Annotated in this window: 11 protein-coding genes and 2 pseudogenes; 3 read left to right on the top strand and 10 right to left on the bottom strand. The window is 68.2% G+C overall.

Annotated features, from left to right (window positions below; translation table 11 throughout):
- Nucleotides 1-80: 80 nt before the first annotated feature.
- Both B4N89_RS51935 and B4N89_RS36020 read right to left on the bottom strand, forming a co-directional pair.
- Nucleotides 81-371, bottom strand: a pseudogene (locus B4N89_RS51935) (oxidoreductase); the annotation flags it as partial.
- A gap of 169 nt (nt 372-540) precedes the next feature.
- On the bottom strand, nt 541-1,164 hold the full coding sequence (locus tag B4N89_RS36020) for a TniB family NTP-binding protein (RefSeq protein WP_414646451.1): 624 nt from the start codon (nt 1,162-1,164) through the stop codon (nt 541-543).
- 1,697 nt (nt 1,165-2,861) lie between these two features.
- On the opposite strand from B4N89_RS36020, the gene B4N89_RS36010 reads away from it, so the two are divergent.
- On the top strand, nt 2,862-3,146 hold the full coding sequence (locus B4N89_RS36010) for a hypothetical protein (RefSeq protein ID WP_078980797.1): 285 nt from the start codon (nt 2,862-2,864) through the stop codon (nt 3,144-3,146).
- Nucleotides 3,147-3,511: 365 nt separating this feature from the next.
- Here the strand turns inward: B4N89_RS36010 and B4N89_RS36005 are convergent, their stop codons facing one another.
- From B4N89_RS36005 to B4N89_RS35995, 3 genes are all read right to left on the bottom strand, one after another.
- Entirely contained in the window at nt 3,512-3,754 is a 243-nt protein-coding gene (locus tag B4N89_RS36005) for a hypothetical protein (protein WP_143658204.1), read from the bottom strand.
- A 443-nt stretch (nt 3,755-4,197) separates the two neighbouring features.
- Complete coding sequence (locus B4N89_RS36000) at nt 4,198-5,880, bottom strand: hypothetical protein (protein ID WP_161500935.1); 1,683 nt, start codon at nt 5,878-5,880, stop codon at nt 4,198-4,200.
- Between the two features lie 105 nt (nt 5,881-5,985).
- Nucleotides 5,986-6,405: a hypothetical protein gene (locus B4N89_RS35995; RefSeq protein ID WP_143658203.1), complete on the bottom strand. Its 420-nt coding sequence runs from the start codon at nt 6,403-6,405 to the stop codon at nt 5,986-5,988.
- A gap of 286 nt (nt 6,406-6,691) precedes the next feature.
- Between B4N89_RS35995 and B4N89_RS49205 the strand changes: the two genes are divergently transcribed.
- Complete coding sequence (locus B4N89_RS49205) at nt 6,692-7,666, top strand: hypothetical protein (protein ID WP_143658202.1); 975 nt, start codon at nt 6,692-6,694, stop codon at nt 7,664-7,666.
- A gap of 89 nt (nt 7,667-7,755) precedes the next feature.
- On the opposite strand, the pseudogene B4N89_RS53470 reads toward B4N89_RS49205, so the two are convergent.
- The 5 genes and pseudogenes from B4N89_RS53470 to B4N89_RS35965 form a co-directional block, all read right to left on the bottom strand.
- A pseudogene (locus B4N89_RS53470) lies at nt 7,756-9,277 on the bottom strand (ISL3 family transposase).
- A gap of 860 nt (nt 9,278-10,137) precedes the next feature.
- Nucleotides 10,138-10,416 carry a hypothetical protein gene (locus B4N89_RS35980; protein WP_078980792.1) on the bottom strand — a complete coding sequence of 93 codons (279 nt, stop codon included), beginning with the start codon at nt 10,414-10,416 and terminating at the stop codon, nt 10,138-10,140.
- 198 nt (nt 10,417-10,614) lie between these two features.
- The gene (locus tag B4N89_RS35975; RefSeq protein ID WP_078980791.1) at nt 10,615-11,466 is read right to left on the bottom strand and encodes a hypothetical protein; all 852 of its coding nucleotides are present in this window, start codon (nt 11,464-11,466) and stop codon (nt 10,615-10,617) included.
- A 93-nt stretch (nt 11,467-11,559) separates the two neighbouring features.
- On the bottom strand, nt 11,560-12,318 hold the full coding sequence (locus tag B4N89_RS35970; protein WP_078980790.1) for a hypothetical protein: 759 nt from the start codon (nt 12,316-12,318) through the stop codon (nt 11,560-11,562).
- A gap of 75 nt (nt 12,319-12,393) precedes the next feature.
- Entirely contained in the window at nt 12,394-13,056 is a 663-nt protein-coding gene (locus B4N89_RS35965; protein ID WP_078980789.1) for a hypothetical protein, read from the bottom strand.
- Between the two features lie 927 nt (nt 13,057-13,983).
- Between B4N89_RS35965 and B4N89_RS35960 the strand changes: the two genes are divergently transcribed.
- On the top strand, nt 13,984-15,417 hold the full coding sequence (locus B4N89_RS35960) for a right-handed parallel beta-helix repeat-containing protein (RefSeq protein WP_161500934.1): 1,434 nt from the start codon (nt 13,984-13,986) through the stop codon (nt 15,415-15,417).
- Nucleotides 15,418-15,451 lie beyond the last annotated feature (34 nt).

Genomic DNA, 15,451 nt, shown 5'->3' with positions numbered 1-15,451 from the left:
GCTGTACGCCAACCGACACACCGTCGAGTTCGTGAAGTCCGGCACGATGTACGAGACTTCGTGGTCGACAACCTCGGCGACCGGTCGCAGGCCCCGCGCAGACGGCCCGGGCTCCGGCGGAGAGCCGGGCGCCCAGTTCGCCTCGGGCGACCAACGCCACCGCCGGGCCGGGCCGGGCCTCGGCGGTCTCGATGCCGGCCAGCCCGTCGCCGACGACCACCACGCTCCCACCGTCTGTCCAGGCGTTCGCGCAGACGTACCGCCGAGGGCCCGGCGGAGACGTCGAAGGCGTGCTCGGCCACGCCGACAACGCCGTGGCTGCCGAGCGTGTAAAGGAGCGTGTCGTAGCCGAGTTCGCCGCCGTCGGCGTCGTGTGATTCCGGGGGTGGTGGTTGCTGTGTGGGTGGTGGTGTGGGCTGGGGTTTTGCAGGTTGCGTGAGAACGTTTCGTGGCTGTCCGGGCGAAGGTCGTGAGGGTCTGGCCTTGGATTGATGCGGTTGTGTTGAGAACACCCGGGTGTGTTGCACATAGCCTGTGCGTCTAAAGGCCCGGACCGTGTTTACGCAGGTCACAGGGTTTTGCATGGCTGCAGGCCCCGGGTGTGTCTATCGCCGGGGTGAGCGGGACCTGGTTGCGGTGCTGGGACGTTGGTGTGTTTCGGCGAGGTGGTCGATGCGGATCCGGTCGAGGCTGGTTCTGGTGCTGCGTTCGGTGCCGTCGTCGATCGCAGTGATGGCGGCTTGGCGGGGCGGGTTTCACGCCGGCGATCAACTCTTTGAACGGTTTGCGTGTGCCGAGCCGCGCGGGGAACGCCCCGCACTCGACCAACGAGGCGCGTCCGGCGAGTTGTGCTCCGCGCACACCGCTGAACAACGCGGTCGCCGTGACGTCGATGCCCGCGTACCCGAACGTCGCACCGATGCGTTCGGTGAGGTCCTTCAGCAAATCGGCGGTTTCCGCGCCGGTGGTGGTACGACCGGGTTGAGGCGGCGGGTTCTCGTCGATGAGGACCAGGCGGACCCCTGCCCGGTTGTAGGTGTGGCAGACGGCTTCGGTGATCTGTGCCTGTGTCATCCGGGCCGTGACGGGGATGCCGAGGTAGCGGGCGAACTCGGCGGCGAGGGTCTTGGCGGTCGCGCCGGGCGGTACGAGAACGTACGCCACCGCCACGCCCTTCGCCCTCCCGCCCCGTCGGGCGGCCTCCGCGAGGTGGCAGGCGCGTCCGACGCGGGTGCAGGGCGGTGTTCTCCCCGGCCGCGGCGGGGCCGCCGGCGATCAACGCCGGTCGGGCGGTGGTCCGTTGGTGGCGGCCAGGATCATCAGGGTGCGTATGTTCGCCGCGAGGGTGTCGATGATCGGGGCGGACGACGTCGGCGACGGGGGAGCGGTGGCCGCACATGGCCATGAACGCCCAAGCGGGGCCGAACCGCCCGCGCGCGATGCCGTCGGCGTCGACGTCGAGGCTCGGGGTGCCGTAGGCGGCCCGGGCGGCGGCCCACGGAGCGGCGATCCGCCCGCCGGGTACGACCTGTTCCGGCCCCGCGGCCGGGAAGTCCTATACGGGGGAGGGCGGGAGCCGCGCGGGTGGATCACGGGCCGGATGATGTCCCGGCCGCCACGCAGCTTTTCGTCGCGGTGGTTCCGTCCTCTTGAGCGACAGCGCGAAAGCGCACGGGAGGACCGGGCAGGGAATGAGAACGAACGACGAGGTCGACGTCGACGCGTTCGTCGTCGCACGCGGGGCGTCGCTGCGCAGGACGGCGTATCTGCTGTGCGGCGACTGGCACGCCGCCGAGGACCCGGTACAGACGACGCTGAGGAGCGTCTACATCCGGTGCAGACGCATCCGCGAGCCCGGTGCCCGGGCGGACTATGCCCGCAAGGTGCTGATCCGGGCGTACATCGACACCACGCGCAAGAAGTCCAACGGCGAGGCGCCGCTGGGGGACTTGCCGGACGCACCCACCACGGCCCGCGCCGGGGAGCCGGACGTACGGGTGTCGCTGATGGCCGCGTCGTCGCTGATGTCGCCGGGCTACCGGACGATTCTGGTGCTGCGGTTCTTGGGAGGACCGGAGCATCGAGCAGACCGCAGAGCTGCTGGACCGAACGCCGAGTGCGGCGCGCTCGGGGACGGCGCGCGGTCCGGTCCAGTTGCGAACCCTCCTCGGCGACGCGCTCGCCGAATTGCCGCGCCCATGACGCGACGACGTGCCCGAGAGGCGTCTTCGCGTCCATGCCGCCGACACAGGGCGACCCCGACCGCGTGGTGCGAGTGCGAGCCCCGAACGCCGAACCCCACCCGAACAGGACCGAGGCGACGACCCGAGGAGACGACGGACCCATGCTCACCGAGGCTGCACTGCACGACGTGTCCGACCGTGCGCTGCCCGACCTGAACGACGAACCCCGCTACCCGACTTCGGCGCCGCAGCCCGCAGCCGGGGACGGACCGTCCACCGGCGCCGCCGCTTGGCCACCGGTATCGCGGCCCTGGCGGCCGCCGGCCTCGTCACCGCCGGCGCCGTCCCGCTCCCGACAGTGTCGCCGGGGCGGGCCGCGCGGACGACGGGACCCGCGGAGCCGGGCCGCGAGACGCCCGAAGCGGCCGCGTCGCAGATCGCCGGGGATCTCGAACGGACGAAGGTGGCGGACGTCGCCCAGGAGCGACTGCGTGAGGTTCTCGATCGCCGTCTGCCCGACACGGTCGCGTCCGTGGCCAAGGACCCGGATCACGACGGCCCCTGGTACGTGTTGACGCTCCGCGACGGGCGCACGCTGCGGCTCGCCGCCAGCGATCAGGCGGTACGCACGTACTACGGCCTGCCCGGCCGACGCGGGTTGTGCGGTCTGCCCCCGGCATGCCCGGCGGCCCGGACGTGCCTGGCGACACCTGCGAACGGCGCACGCTGCCCGACGGCGGCAAGGCCGTCGCCGCGCGCCACACCGACCTGTCCAGCGGCATCACGTTCGTCCGGGTCAGCATCCTGACCGCCCAGGACAAGTCCCGGTACCTGGTCTCCTTGGACATCCCCGCCCGGGGCACCGATCGCGCCCAACCCCTCGCCGCCGACGAACTCTTCACGCTCGCCGCCGACCGCGAAGTCCTCGACAGCCTCAACGCCCTGATCCGCGCCCAGCGCTGACGGCCAACCGCCCCGAACACGCCGACCCGATGTGTCCCGCTACATCCTCACGGAGGCGTGGACCTGGCGGCACTCGCAGATCGGTATCACGGACGCAGGAGCGGCGAGGCGGTATCCCCTGGATCTCACTGCGGATCTCACATCCACCGAACACGAACACTCCCGCCCCGCCTCACCACCTCTCGCCGAGTTCGCCGAGCAGCCCTACCCGTTCCTCGTCGAGCGATCCGCGCCTGGTGCGTTGGTTGTTGACCCACGTTCCGAGCCGCACCTCGACCCTCTCGCCGTCGGTCGCGGCCGCGCCGGGACCCGTCCCCGAATCGCCCTCCGGCGCCGCCGTGCCGCAGGCCCGCCACCCGAACGGTCTAGACGTGCGGCGGGGTGCTTCGAGGTCCCCTTCGCGTCCACGAGGGCGTCCTCGTCCGGGTCGTGGGCCTGGAGGTGCGCAACGCCCACTTCGCCGGGACACCGAACATCTCGTCGGCCCCGATGTTCTCCACCTCGCGCTCGAACTCGGCCCGTTCCGCGTCGCTGGTCAGCGCCTGACGGATCCCGGCGATCGTGCCGGGCGGTTCGACCTCCTCACCCCGCACACGGGTCCTGAGCACACGCTCCCTCACAACGCCCCTCCCTCGGTCGCCCATCCTTCCGGCCACCGGTGTGCGCCCTGAACGATCGGTACCGACAGGGGCGCGTACAGGCACCCGGGGGCGCGGAGCAGCGAGCAGATATGGCGGGCACCGGGACCGGGTCTCGGCCGTATGAACCCTGGCACCGGTCCACGCGTTCTCCGCAGGCCTTGTTCGCCCGCATTCCCCTGAAAGGGTGGTCCGAGGGCCGTCGTGGATGGTGCGCAGGAGGCTCTGGAGCGGCCGGCGGCACTCCGTCTCCTGGTGCGCCTCGTCGATCGATGTGACGACGACCGAGTTCCGGACCAATCGACCGCGGACGGAATGTGAGGCGCTCGACACACTGCCGCGGCCGCCGACAAGCGAGAGGAAACGCGTGGAGGGCCACACCACCGGCCCTCCACGCGTGTTGCCTCTCGCAACTATCGTCCGGCGGTGGCGGCCCGGAGCTTGTCTGACGAGATCTGACCGTCAGAAGTCAGGACACTGTCCAGCGGGATGGGGTTCTGCTCCATCGGGAGCTTCTCCCGCAGCGTCTTGGTGTTCCAGGTGGCGGGGGTGATCTCCTGGTAGTTCGCCCGACAGAGACCGGTCGAGTTGGCGACGGCGTCGATCTGTCCGGCGGGGGTGGAGGTGTACTTGCCGAGGCATCCGCCCTGGAAGGACTGGAAGGTGTAGAAGTTTGCGATCGGTTGGCCGGGGTCGTAGGCGTGCTCCTTCGTGGGGAAGCCCATCCACGAGTTCGGCCCCGGGTAGTTGCGCCACGATGCGGGTGTGAAGTGGGTTCCGGAGGCAGGGCCCCACAGGAACCTCAGGAACAGATAGGCGTTGCCCTGCGCGTCGATCCGAGCCGTGTACTGCTCCGCTCCTTGACTGCTCCCGGTGCCGGTCTCGTCGCCGACTGGATAGCCGCTCGCGCGTTCCGCACCGAAGGTCAGCCACTTGTCGCGGAACGCGGAGCGGATCCGCGACACGCCCACCTTGGGATGCCAGTAGATGGATTCGCTGTCGCGGTCCATGCCGGGGCCGCGGAAGTGGTTGAACCGCCCCTGGCCGTCGGGGGTCGCCGTCTCGTCGGTGGTCGGGTATCCGGCGCCTCGCTCGGATCCTCCCGCCGTCCATTTGTCGCGGATCGCCCCGCCGATCTGGTGGGCTCCGGTGCCCGAAGTCCAGAAGATCGAGTCACTGCCGGTGCTCGCACCGAGCCTGCGGAAGTGGTTGAAACGGCCCGTTCCGTCGGAGGTGGTCGTCTCGTCGGTGTCGGGGTAACCGATGCCTTGTTCCCAACCCAACTGCTGCCACTTGTCGCGGATCGCCCCGCCGATCTGCCAGGCGCCTCCGGTGGGGGTCGAATAGATCGAGTTGTTCCCGATGGAGAAGTGGTTGAAGTGCCCCTGGCCATCCGGGGCCTTGGTGTCGTCGGTCATCGGATAGCCCAGTGTGGCCTCGGCACCCAGGCGGAGCCATTTCGCCCTGATGCTCCCCGTGATGGTGTGCGCGCCGGTTGTGGGGCTCCAGTAGATGGAGGTGTTCGGTTCGGTGGCCCCGCGTGCCTGGAGATGGATGTACTTCCCGACGCCGTCGGGGGTCGAGCCTTGGGCGAGGGGGTACCCCAGGACGGTGGCACCTCCGGCGCGGTTGAACACGTCCAGGATCGGCCCGCAGAGCGGAATGTCGAACGTGGCGGCGAAAGGAACGATCGGCCGTCCGACCGTCGCGCAGTTGCCCCACCCACCCGAGGGAGCCGCGTGAACCCAGAAATCGTCCCCACGCAGGACGTGCAATTCGGAGATGAAGGTCGACCCGATGGCTCGTCCGGCGTCCGTGTTCTGATCCAAGGGAACCGTTCCGCGGATGCACGGCGCGGCGGGATCTGCGGTGCCCAGGACGCGTACGTTGTCGTACGGGGCGCCGACCGCGGGTCGGGTGGCGACAATCTGGGTGCAGACCGAACCGTCTTCGACGGCTCCCAGTCGTGCGAATCCGCCCTTGCCCGCCGTCTGGAAGGTGGCGGCGAAGGGATACTCGTCGCAGCTGGGGTTGTCCGTGGCCGGGAAACTGGGGTCGTGGTTGTACTTGCGCTTACAGATGATCTGACGACTCATGTCGCTCCAGGACTTGCCGGACTCCACCGAGTCGGCCTGGCTGCGGGTGAGGGGCTTTCCGCCTCCGTTGGCGAGCCTGAGTCCCCAGGCCCCCGCCATCTGTGTCTACGCGTAGTAGATCATTGCGGCGGACGATCCGGTGTTGGACACGTCCGCGGTGGGCTTGTACTCCGGAATAACGCATCCAGGCGTCGCGAGGTTGAGCGTGTTGTCACAGCGAGGGTTCTGGGCGGGACGCCAGCTGCCCGGTATCTCCTTGTCCGCTATCGGGGTGTCCATTTCGTATTTCATGGTGAACTGCAACCCGGACACCGATCCGCTGACGGGGTCGGGTAAGGTCGGTTTCCATGTGGCTTGATGCTCGAAGTTGAGTTCGGCGCCGACACCTCCCATGATCTGGGTGATGGAGTTGCCGGCGACGGTGCACTCGGTGATCATGCGGACGATGGTCCCGTCCATCGAGGCATCCGCCCTGGTGATTTTGATGTTGACGCGATGCGTGACCACGCCGCTGTCCTTGAACATCACCAATCGGTCCACGAGAACGCCCTGAAGCCCTCCGAGAACCTGCCCCTGTCGCACGACGCTGTAGTGAAACGTGGGGTATCGAGCGCAATAGGAGAACCGCCCGTAGGAACTCGTCTCACCCGCTCCCGTACCCGGATCGCACGGCTCTTCCGGGCCGGCCGCCGCAATCGACGAAGCGGATGGCACGAAGGGCGTCTCCGTGGAGGTCGGCACCCCCGACCCCAGGGACCCGCAGCCGTAGGCCACATCAGGCTCCACCCGCTGCGGCAGGCACGAGAGATCGGTGGGCCCTTTTCCGGGCGGAATCGGCGTCGCCGTCCGGGATGCCGGCGGCGTGGCCGTCGCGGTCGCAGCGGCACTCGGCGTCGCATCCGCCCGTGTCGTGGTGGCGGAACCGGGCGGCGACGACGCGGTCGGACCGCCGGATGCGGACGCCGGGGGCATCGGAGTGGGGGTCGCGAGCGCGGGCGTCGATGCTCCTGCGACCAAGGCTCCGCCGATGGCGGCCACCGTCAGAACCAATGGTAGAACTCGATATCGTGCCGCTGATAACATTTCGCTCCTGGGCAAAACCCCTCGCTTTCACCAAGTGGAGGGCGCTTCCTCCACGGGAAACCTATGTGCTGACCGCGATTCATTGAAGGCCCAGAAAACCGACATACCCGACTGGTTGGTTATGTCGTTCGGGGTCTTCACGGACAACCGCCAAGGAGGAATGATGGATTCCGCCGATCCCGCGTGGCTGCGCACCGAATATCAGGAAGAGGGGAGCATCGTCTTTGCCACCAACGTTGATCCGTCGAACCTGTTGCGGGCAGTGGGGGGCTCGGGAACGGTACTTCGGCCGCCCTCGCCCGACGACGTGCTTGATCCCCGTTGCTATCCCGGTGGGATGATCCTCAGGGCCGGCCGCGCCGGGAACTGGTCGTATTGCTTCCATATGCTGGGCGTCGACGCCGCATCCGTCACCGAGTGGGCCTCCCGGAACGGCGAGGCCGTGTCCTTCATGTGGAATGTAAACGCACTCACGTGGATCGAGTACGCACGGTCCGGAAGGATCGAGGCGTCCTTCGAACCCGGGGTTTCGGGAGGTTTCTTCGCAGAAACGAATACTCCTGCTCTCGTCGAGCTGCTTCGCACACATCACGAGCAGGATGAATCCTTCGTGGAGCTCTTCAATCTGGCGTGTCGAGAACTCGGCATCCTTCTGACGCGATCGGATCTACGTGAATCCGAATTCGCCACACATACTCGCTGAGGTCTTCGTTGTGGGCGGAGAATGATCCCTGGACGGGACTGTAAAACTAACGGCTCTGCCTCACTTCCGGTGGTAGCTCTGCGTGAGTGTCATGGGAGGAGGATGCGGTGGTGGAGGGGGTCGAATCCGGCTCGTCCGTGCATCTGCCTCATGATGCGTTTGGTTCGGGTGTTGACGCCTTCGGTGCGTGCGTTGTGGTGGGGTGTGGTGAGCGCGGCGTCGACTGCTGCGCGGTCGAGTTCGAGGCCGTTGGCGAAGGCGTGCGGACGGCCAAGGTCGGACGCGCGGACTGCGGTGATCCATGCCGTGAGCCTGGTGTCGTTTCCCTGAGCGGGGGCCAGGCAAGAGGCGAACTCGGCAATGTGGGTGGGGAGTTGTGTCATCTCGGGGCATGCGGCGGTGAGGTCTCGGATGAGGTCGGTGTCCCGGTTGTCCGGGCGGGTGAGGAGAAGGCGGGCGAAGCGCCTGGGCGTGGTCACGGGCCAGTCGCCCTCGGCTCGGCCCTGGGTGCTGTAGCGGTGGAGGAGGTTGAAGCTGCCGGTGTAGCCGAGTTCCTTGATCTCCTGGAAGAGCCGGGTCACGGGCGCGGCGGGGTCGGTCGCGCGGCGTGCGCGCAGATGGTCCGGTAGGGGTCGACGAGGGTGGGCCGGTAGCGCGGGGGGCGTCGCGGGGCGTCGGGTTCGCGGGTGTGTGCGTACCGTTTGACGGTGTTCGGGGACACGTTCAGCCGGCGGGCGCATTCGAGCAGGCTGACGCCTTTGCCGGGCAGGTCGTGGACCCGATGCCGGCGTTCGCGGGTGGTCTGCTCGTGGACGCCGCCGGGCCGGGGCGGGTTGACGGTGGCCCGGCACGAGCTGTGCGAGCGGACCTCGGCAAGCGTTTCCTCACAGAGGTTCCGCCATGAATGCCACCGATCGCTGCCCTGCACCGCGTCGGGAAGCGCACGGCGTATCGCCTCGGCGTAAGCGCCTGAGCCGTCCCGGCGGACGATCTCGACACCCGGATGGCCTCGCAGCCATCCTTCCGGCTCGCCGACGCCGCGGCCGGGCAGGACATCGATACGTTCGCCGGTCTCGGCGTCGGTCGGCACGGTCGCGTGGCGGTGGCGCGCTCGAGCGCGAAGTCGTCCACGTCCAGGATCTGCGGAAACCGCGGCGGGGGCAGCGGGATTGCTGCCGGGACGCGCAGGGCGGTGCGCCGCGACAGCCCCGCTCCGAGCGCCTTCAGCGTCCGTGCGCCTGCGCGGCCTGCGAGTTCCCGCACCACGGCACGGACTTGGGTGAGCAGCCGCATCGTCCGCCGCTGGTAGCGCTCCAACACGCCGGGTATCTGCTCACGGAATGCGATGCGAAGGCAAGCCGACGTGGGGCAGACAAGGCGACGGAGCCGGGCGACCATGACCACCCGCCGGCCGTCGACGTGCACATCGGTCACCGTGCGTTCATGAAAGGCGTGCACTCGACCGGTCCGACTGCCGCAATCCGGGCAATCCACCGGACCGCCGGGCGTCCGGGTGCTCCCTCGGATGACCTCGCCCCCGTCCGCAACCTTCTCGACCACCAGCGGCGCAAGACCTGAAAACACCACGCCCACAAGCTCGTTCGCACTCAGCACTCGAACGTGATCACGGAACCACACTTCGCTATCACCGGATGTGAGGCAGAGCCGTTCGATTCACAGACCCGCCGCACGTGCATCCGGATACGACTTGTCCGCGTGGGTCGCCGTGTAGCCCGGTTCGGCGATCACGGGCCTCCCGCCATCCTTCCCGGACGGGGGCTTCGTGCTCGTCGGGGATTGGTCATCGGTACGCACGCCGTCTTGGCGGTGCGCCGGCATATGCGGTCTGCCGCGCACACCACAATGCGGCGCGGTCGAGGGATTCGGCCGGCAGGTGGCCGCGAACGAACGGAGTCACCGGGTTGCCGTCACGCGGCTACTGGCTCCGAACCCGGAGAAGTCGCGACGGTTGATGCGACTTCGCCGATGCCGGTCCCCATCCCGTCGCTCCGCCGTCCACCGGGCGTCTTGAGTCGATCACCGCGACTCGCGAGGATGGTCGCGTCACGCTCAATCGGCGAACCCCACCCCGGAGGCGGATGTGCGCGCACGTATGAAGCGTCGAATCGTGTTGGGCGTCGCGTCGATCGTGTTGGGCGGTGGCGTCGTGATCGGCGCCGCGGGCCAACTGGCGAAGGTGATCGTGCCTGGCGCGGCGTGATCGAAGGGCGCCGGGCCGCGGGCGTCACCCCGCCCGTGCCCGGCGCGGGCATACGGCCCGACACGGCCGGTCGCCTCGTGTCGGCATCTCGCCGAGACGCCGACACGAGGCGGATGACGGTCGGCGACGGGTGGCCTTCTCCTGCACCGCAGTCGCGGTCGTCACGCGCAGGCGCGGATACGCGGTTCGGATGCCGTGTCGTGGCCCGTCCCGGCGTGCCGTGGCGGCGCGAGGTCGGCCGGTTCGTTCGTCAGCCGACGGCTACGAAGGCGAACTCGGCATCCCCGGGTGAGCCCTGCCCGTCGCCGGTGGCCAGGTTGAAGCCGGACGGGGTTGCCTCGTAGACATAAGCGCCGCAGCGAGCCGTGTCCACGTTGCGGAGGGTGGTGACGACGGCGGGCAACGCGGTGAACGCGGCGGAGAACGTGACCTTGTAGTGGCCGGTCTTGACGTGGAACACGGTGTATCCGGTGCCGGAAATCTGCTGGCCACCGGAACTGACCACGCCGCTGACGGTCTTGCTCATCATGAACCTCCACACATGGAAATCATACGGTTCGATGGGCCTCGGGCCTCGGGCCTCGGGCTTGGGACGTCGGGACCTCGCGTGGACGAATCGGAGAATGCCCCGGAGGCATCTCCCGGTCGACGATGCGGCGAGGTGGTGCACGCGTTCGAGGTTCCGGTGCCGGGCGGTGCCCTGCCCGGTGTCCCTCCGACCCGGCGGTCATTCGTCCGCGGTATAGGCGCAGTGGAGCGTGGTGCCGAAGCGTGCGATGTCGACCCCTGTTGTGCTGGGGTCGGCGGGGGTGTGGCACGCGGCGACGGGAGCCCACGTGGCGCCGTCCTTGGTGGTGGTGTATGCGAGGTGGTCGCCGGCCGTGGTTACGGCGACGAGGAGGTCGCCTTCATAGGCGGCGAGGGCGGTGTCCTGGGAGGTGTCGTTCCAGGCGATCTTGCGTTGAGAGGCCCATCCGGTGCCGTCGAAGGTCTGATACGGGGTGCCGTCCGTGTCCGTCGACAGGCCGGTGCAGTAGAGGACTCCGAGGTAGGGGGCGAGGTGCGGGAAGGTGGCCTGTTGCGGGGCGGGTTGTTTCGTCCAGGCGTTTCCGTCGTACGTGGCGTATGAGGGTGTGTCGCTGCCTTTGACGAGGTGGAGGGCGTCGTCGAGGATCGCGGCGGCGGGAGCGCCGTCGCCGCTGGGCATGTGGGGAACGTTCGTGGGTTTGCTCCATTCGGTGCCGTTGGTGGCGGTCGACCAGTACGTGTCGCCTTGGTCGTCGGTCCAGAACAGATGGAGCAGGGGCGTGCCGCCTTCCGGATGGAACGCGACGAGGGCGGCGGCGGTGTTGTCGGCGGGGTGCGCGGGTGGGGCCTGGTTGGAGGTGTACCAGGTGGTTCCGTCGGTGGTGGAGCTCAGCCGGCAGCCGCCGTCGGAGACGGTCAGGCAGAACAGGACGGGGTCGTTGTCCGGTCGGGACAGGACGGTCAGGGACGGTCGGGCCGCGTCGGAGTCGGTCAGGGAGATGGGCGCGGACCAGTGGTGGCCCTGGAAGTAGGTGAGTTTGACTCGGGGCATGGCGACTCCTGTTGTTCACGGGGCGGGATCCGGCATCGGCATACGGAACGATGTCCGGAACGACGTCGACTTCGCCGGGCCGTCGGGTGCCGGTCAGATCTCCAGGTCACGGATGTACTGTCCGCGGCGGACGTCGAGCTTCGTGATGATCTGGTCGCGGACGACCGCATAGGCACGGTCGTTGAGGGTCGCCTGGCGTTTGCCCTGCCAGAAGTGGGCGTCCGAACTGCTGAACTCGAACCAGAGGAAATTGGTCACCGACTGGCTCACGGAGTAGTAGAAGGCGCCGAGGCGCATGGCGACCGAGTCGTTCGTCTGGTTGCACACGCCGATCTGGAAGTTTCCGCCGTGGCTGCTCGAGCTCTTGGTCTCGAAGATCCGTACCTTCTCGTCGTCCTCGCCCAGCTTCGTCAACGCGTCGAGGGTCTTGGTCGCGACCGCCAGCTCGTTTTGCGTCAACAGGGCGGCCAGCACCTCGAAGATGATCTTGTCGACCTTGAACGAGGCGGTCCCGGAGTCCCAGGTGTCGAAACCCTGGCCGCTGATCGTCCACCCGCAATGGCCCAGGACCTCCTTGTACTTCTGGTACCACTTCTCGACCTCCTCCTCGCGTGGTGCGACGGCGTTGGCCCCCAGTTGCGCGAGCAGGCAGGAGTCGAGGACGTCCTGGCGGGCCTGGCCGGAGACGTCGGCCACGAAGGAGATGAGGGAACCGTCGTCGACGTAGCCGCCGTCGCCGTCCTCGCGCACGGAAACGTCGCGAACGGGCAGTGATGTGGGTGCCGGCAGGAGCAACGCCTGGATGCGGGCTCGGCGTTCCTCGATGGTGGGATCCGATGGTGTGGCAGTCATGGAATGGTCCCGCTTTCTCGATCGTGGGTTTCGACTCGTTGCTCGCAGAGGCGGCACGTCGGGGGTTCCGCGTCCTTACCGTGCCGGTGGGTCGGCCACGATCCGGGGACCGTCGAGAGTCTGGTCCCAGACCCAATCGCCGTCGCGAAACGGCGCGGGAGCGACATAGGGTTGCGTCGCCTCGAGTGCCTGCCACGCGGCGAGTCGCGCGTTTTGGACCGACGCGTAGGCATGCTGCAGATGCTCGAAGCGTGCGTCGCCGTCCCCGTCGTCGACGTGGAGTACCGGACGTGCTCCGCTCTCGAACCTCTCGTGCGGATCGTCGGCACGCTCCGTCGGGCCGATGAACAGGTTGCCCGGCAACCACTGGTAGATCGTCACCAGATCATCGAAGCCACCGGGCCGGCGGGCGCTCTTGTCGTGCACCACGGCGCCGCCGGCGATCAGCGTCGCGAGCGCTCCCGCCGCCCCGACATCGTCGGGGTGGAGGCGCCCTCCGTGCTGCGTGCGCATGCTCGCGTAGAGGGTCACGTGCTCGGCGAGCCGTCCCATGAACGACTGCATGTCGGCCGGTGTCTCCAGGGAGTCGTTCCACAGCTTGCGCAGGACGTTGTAGGGCACGACATGGTGGTACGTCATGGCCAGCCCCCCGTGGCCCTGTACGGTGCCCCGGTCAAGGACGGAATAGGGCTGCCCCATCCGTGCGATGTTCTCCAGGTTCCATCTCTCCACGGCCATCGCCTCCCGCGTGTTCGTCGACGGAGCGTTGTCACCCGGATGTGCTTCGTACCGGGGCACAGTGAAAGGGTTCGTCCGGCCGTACGGGGTGCGCGGGTCGACCGTTCCCGTCGTTTCGCGCATCGCGGTGACACGAGGCCGGGCCCCTGGCTCGCACGATTCGGGTCGACGTCCGCCGGGACGGGGCGCGTCCCGCATCCGCTGTGGGACGTCGGCGCGCGCGGGTGTCGCGATGACCGTTCCCCGCGACGACGGTGAGCTCGGCGACAACGGACACGTGGGGAAACATCCTCATGGCGAACCTCCCGGAGAAGAGGCGGAACTGCGAAGCCGGCCGTCCAGGAAGGAATTCCCACGTACTGCGGCCGACCGCAGGCACCCACCCGACGGGCGACGCGGACTCCTACCGCTCCAGAAGCTACAAGCACGACAACCATCGAGTTGAGAGCGCGTGGGGGAACAAGGGAGGCAAAGGACCGCGCACACCGGCGGATACGGGGCGCATCCGCGCGGTGTACGCCCTCCCCTCGGGCTGTTTTTCACCCACACGCACACCGCTGGTCCCACCACATGTGATCGTCCCGTCATCGCCCCGGGCGACCATCACCTCCACCGCCGCTCGGATGCCTCCACCGCGACACACGAACGGAGCAACAGGGGCGCAAGGCGCGCTCACCGCGCGCCTGAGCGCCCCGACACCATCGCGCGGCCCGCCACGGCCCGTTCGGCACGCGGGACGAGGTGACGGCACGTCAGGTGTGGGCGGTATCCCCGGATTGTCGGAGTTCCGATGCAGGCGCCACACAACCGGATGGAAGTATCGTCCGGCGTGTCCGCCGGCCGTGAGACGACCCCGACGCTAGGTTCCGGGCCATGTCCTTGCGTGCCCTCCTGCTGGCCATCGCCCTGACCACGGCCGCCTCCCCCGTGGCAACCGCCGCCGACGCCACCACCTACTACCTCGACTGCCAGGGCGGTGACGACACCGCGACCGGCACCTCATCCGACGCCCCCTGGCGCAGCCTCGCCCGGGCCGGCACCCACACCTACGCTCCCGGCGAACGTCTGCTCCTCAAGCGCGGTACGAAGTGCGAAGGCGTGCTCGCGCCACAGGGAAAGGGAGCGGACGGGGAGCCCGTCCGGATCGATGCCTACGGGGACGAAAGCGAGAGCAAGCCGCACATCGAGGGCGGGGGTGCCCGCGCCGCACTCCTGCTCATCGACACCGAACAGTGGGAGATCCGCAACCTCGACCTTTCCAACACCGGCCCCGTCACCACCACCGACCGCCGCGCGGGCCTGTACGTCGAACTCACCGACTACGGCGTCGCCCATCACTTCGTCGTCGAGGACGTAGACGTCCACGACGTCAACGGCGCCGACTTCAAGGACCCGGATCCGAGCGGGGGGATCCTCTTCGCCGTGAAAGGGTCCACGACGGCCACCCGGTTCGACCACCTCCGCGTCAGCGGCTCCACCGTCCGCCACGTCGACCGCACCGGCATCGCCACCTCCTCCACTTGGGAACGCAAGTCGGGGGCAGAGCAAATGCAGTCCACCGGAATCGAGTTCACTCACAACAAGGTGTACGACGCAGGGGGCGACGGCATCGTCGTCCAGAAGGCGCGTGGCGCCCTCGTCGAAGGCAACTATGTCGACGGGTTCAACATGCGCTCGACCGGATACAACGCCGGTATCTGGGCCTGGGATTCGGACGACGTGCTGTATCAGTACAACGAGGTCACGGGGGGCCATGGCACAAATGACTCCATGGCGTACGACATCGACGGCGGCAACAACCGCAACGTCTACCGGTACAACTACAGCCATGACAACGAGGGCGGATTTCTGCTCGTTTGCAACGCCAAAGGCATGACGAGCGACGGCAATCGTGTCCACGACAACATCAGTGTCAACGACCGGAACATGGCCACGCCCTACGGCGTCGTCTCCGTGGTGTGCCGCTCCGCCACCGATACGCGCGTCTATCGCAACACCATCGTCACCAAGTACTCCGGCACCGCGCTCGTCTCGGGCAACGGCTCCACCGGGGTCACCTTCGAGGACAACGTGTTCGTCGGCGCGACCGGCCAGGCGGGCTCCCCCATTCGCGACACCGTGAACACCTACCGCAACAACCTGTACTGGCGCACCGATCAGCCTCGCGATGCCGCGGGTGTCCGCGCCGATCCGCTGCTCGTGTCCGCCGAACCGGCCGCCCCGGACGATGTCCGCCTGAAGAGCGGTTCACCCGCGCGCGGGACCGGTTCCGTGAAGGCGGGCGGCGACGGAACCACGCACGACTACTTCGGGAATCCGATTCCGGACCCACCCAACATCGGCGCGGACCAGTCGCGTTGAGCCGAGACGGCCGTATCCGACCGAACCCCGCCGG

Source organism: Embleya scabrispora (assembly GCF_002024165.1).
Classification (GTDB): Bacteria; Actinomycetota; Actinomycetes; order Streptomycetales; family Streptomycetaceae; genus Embleya; species Embleya scabrispora_A.
This window is presented reverse-complemented; position numbering and strand designations above follow the sequence as displayed.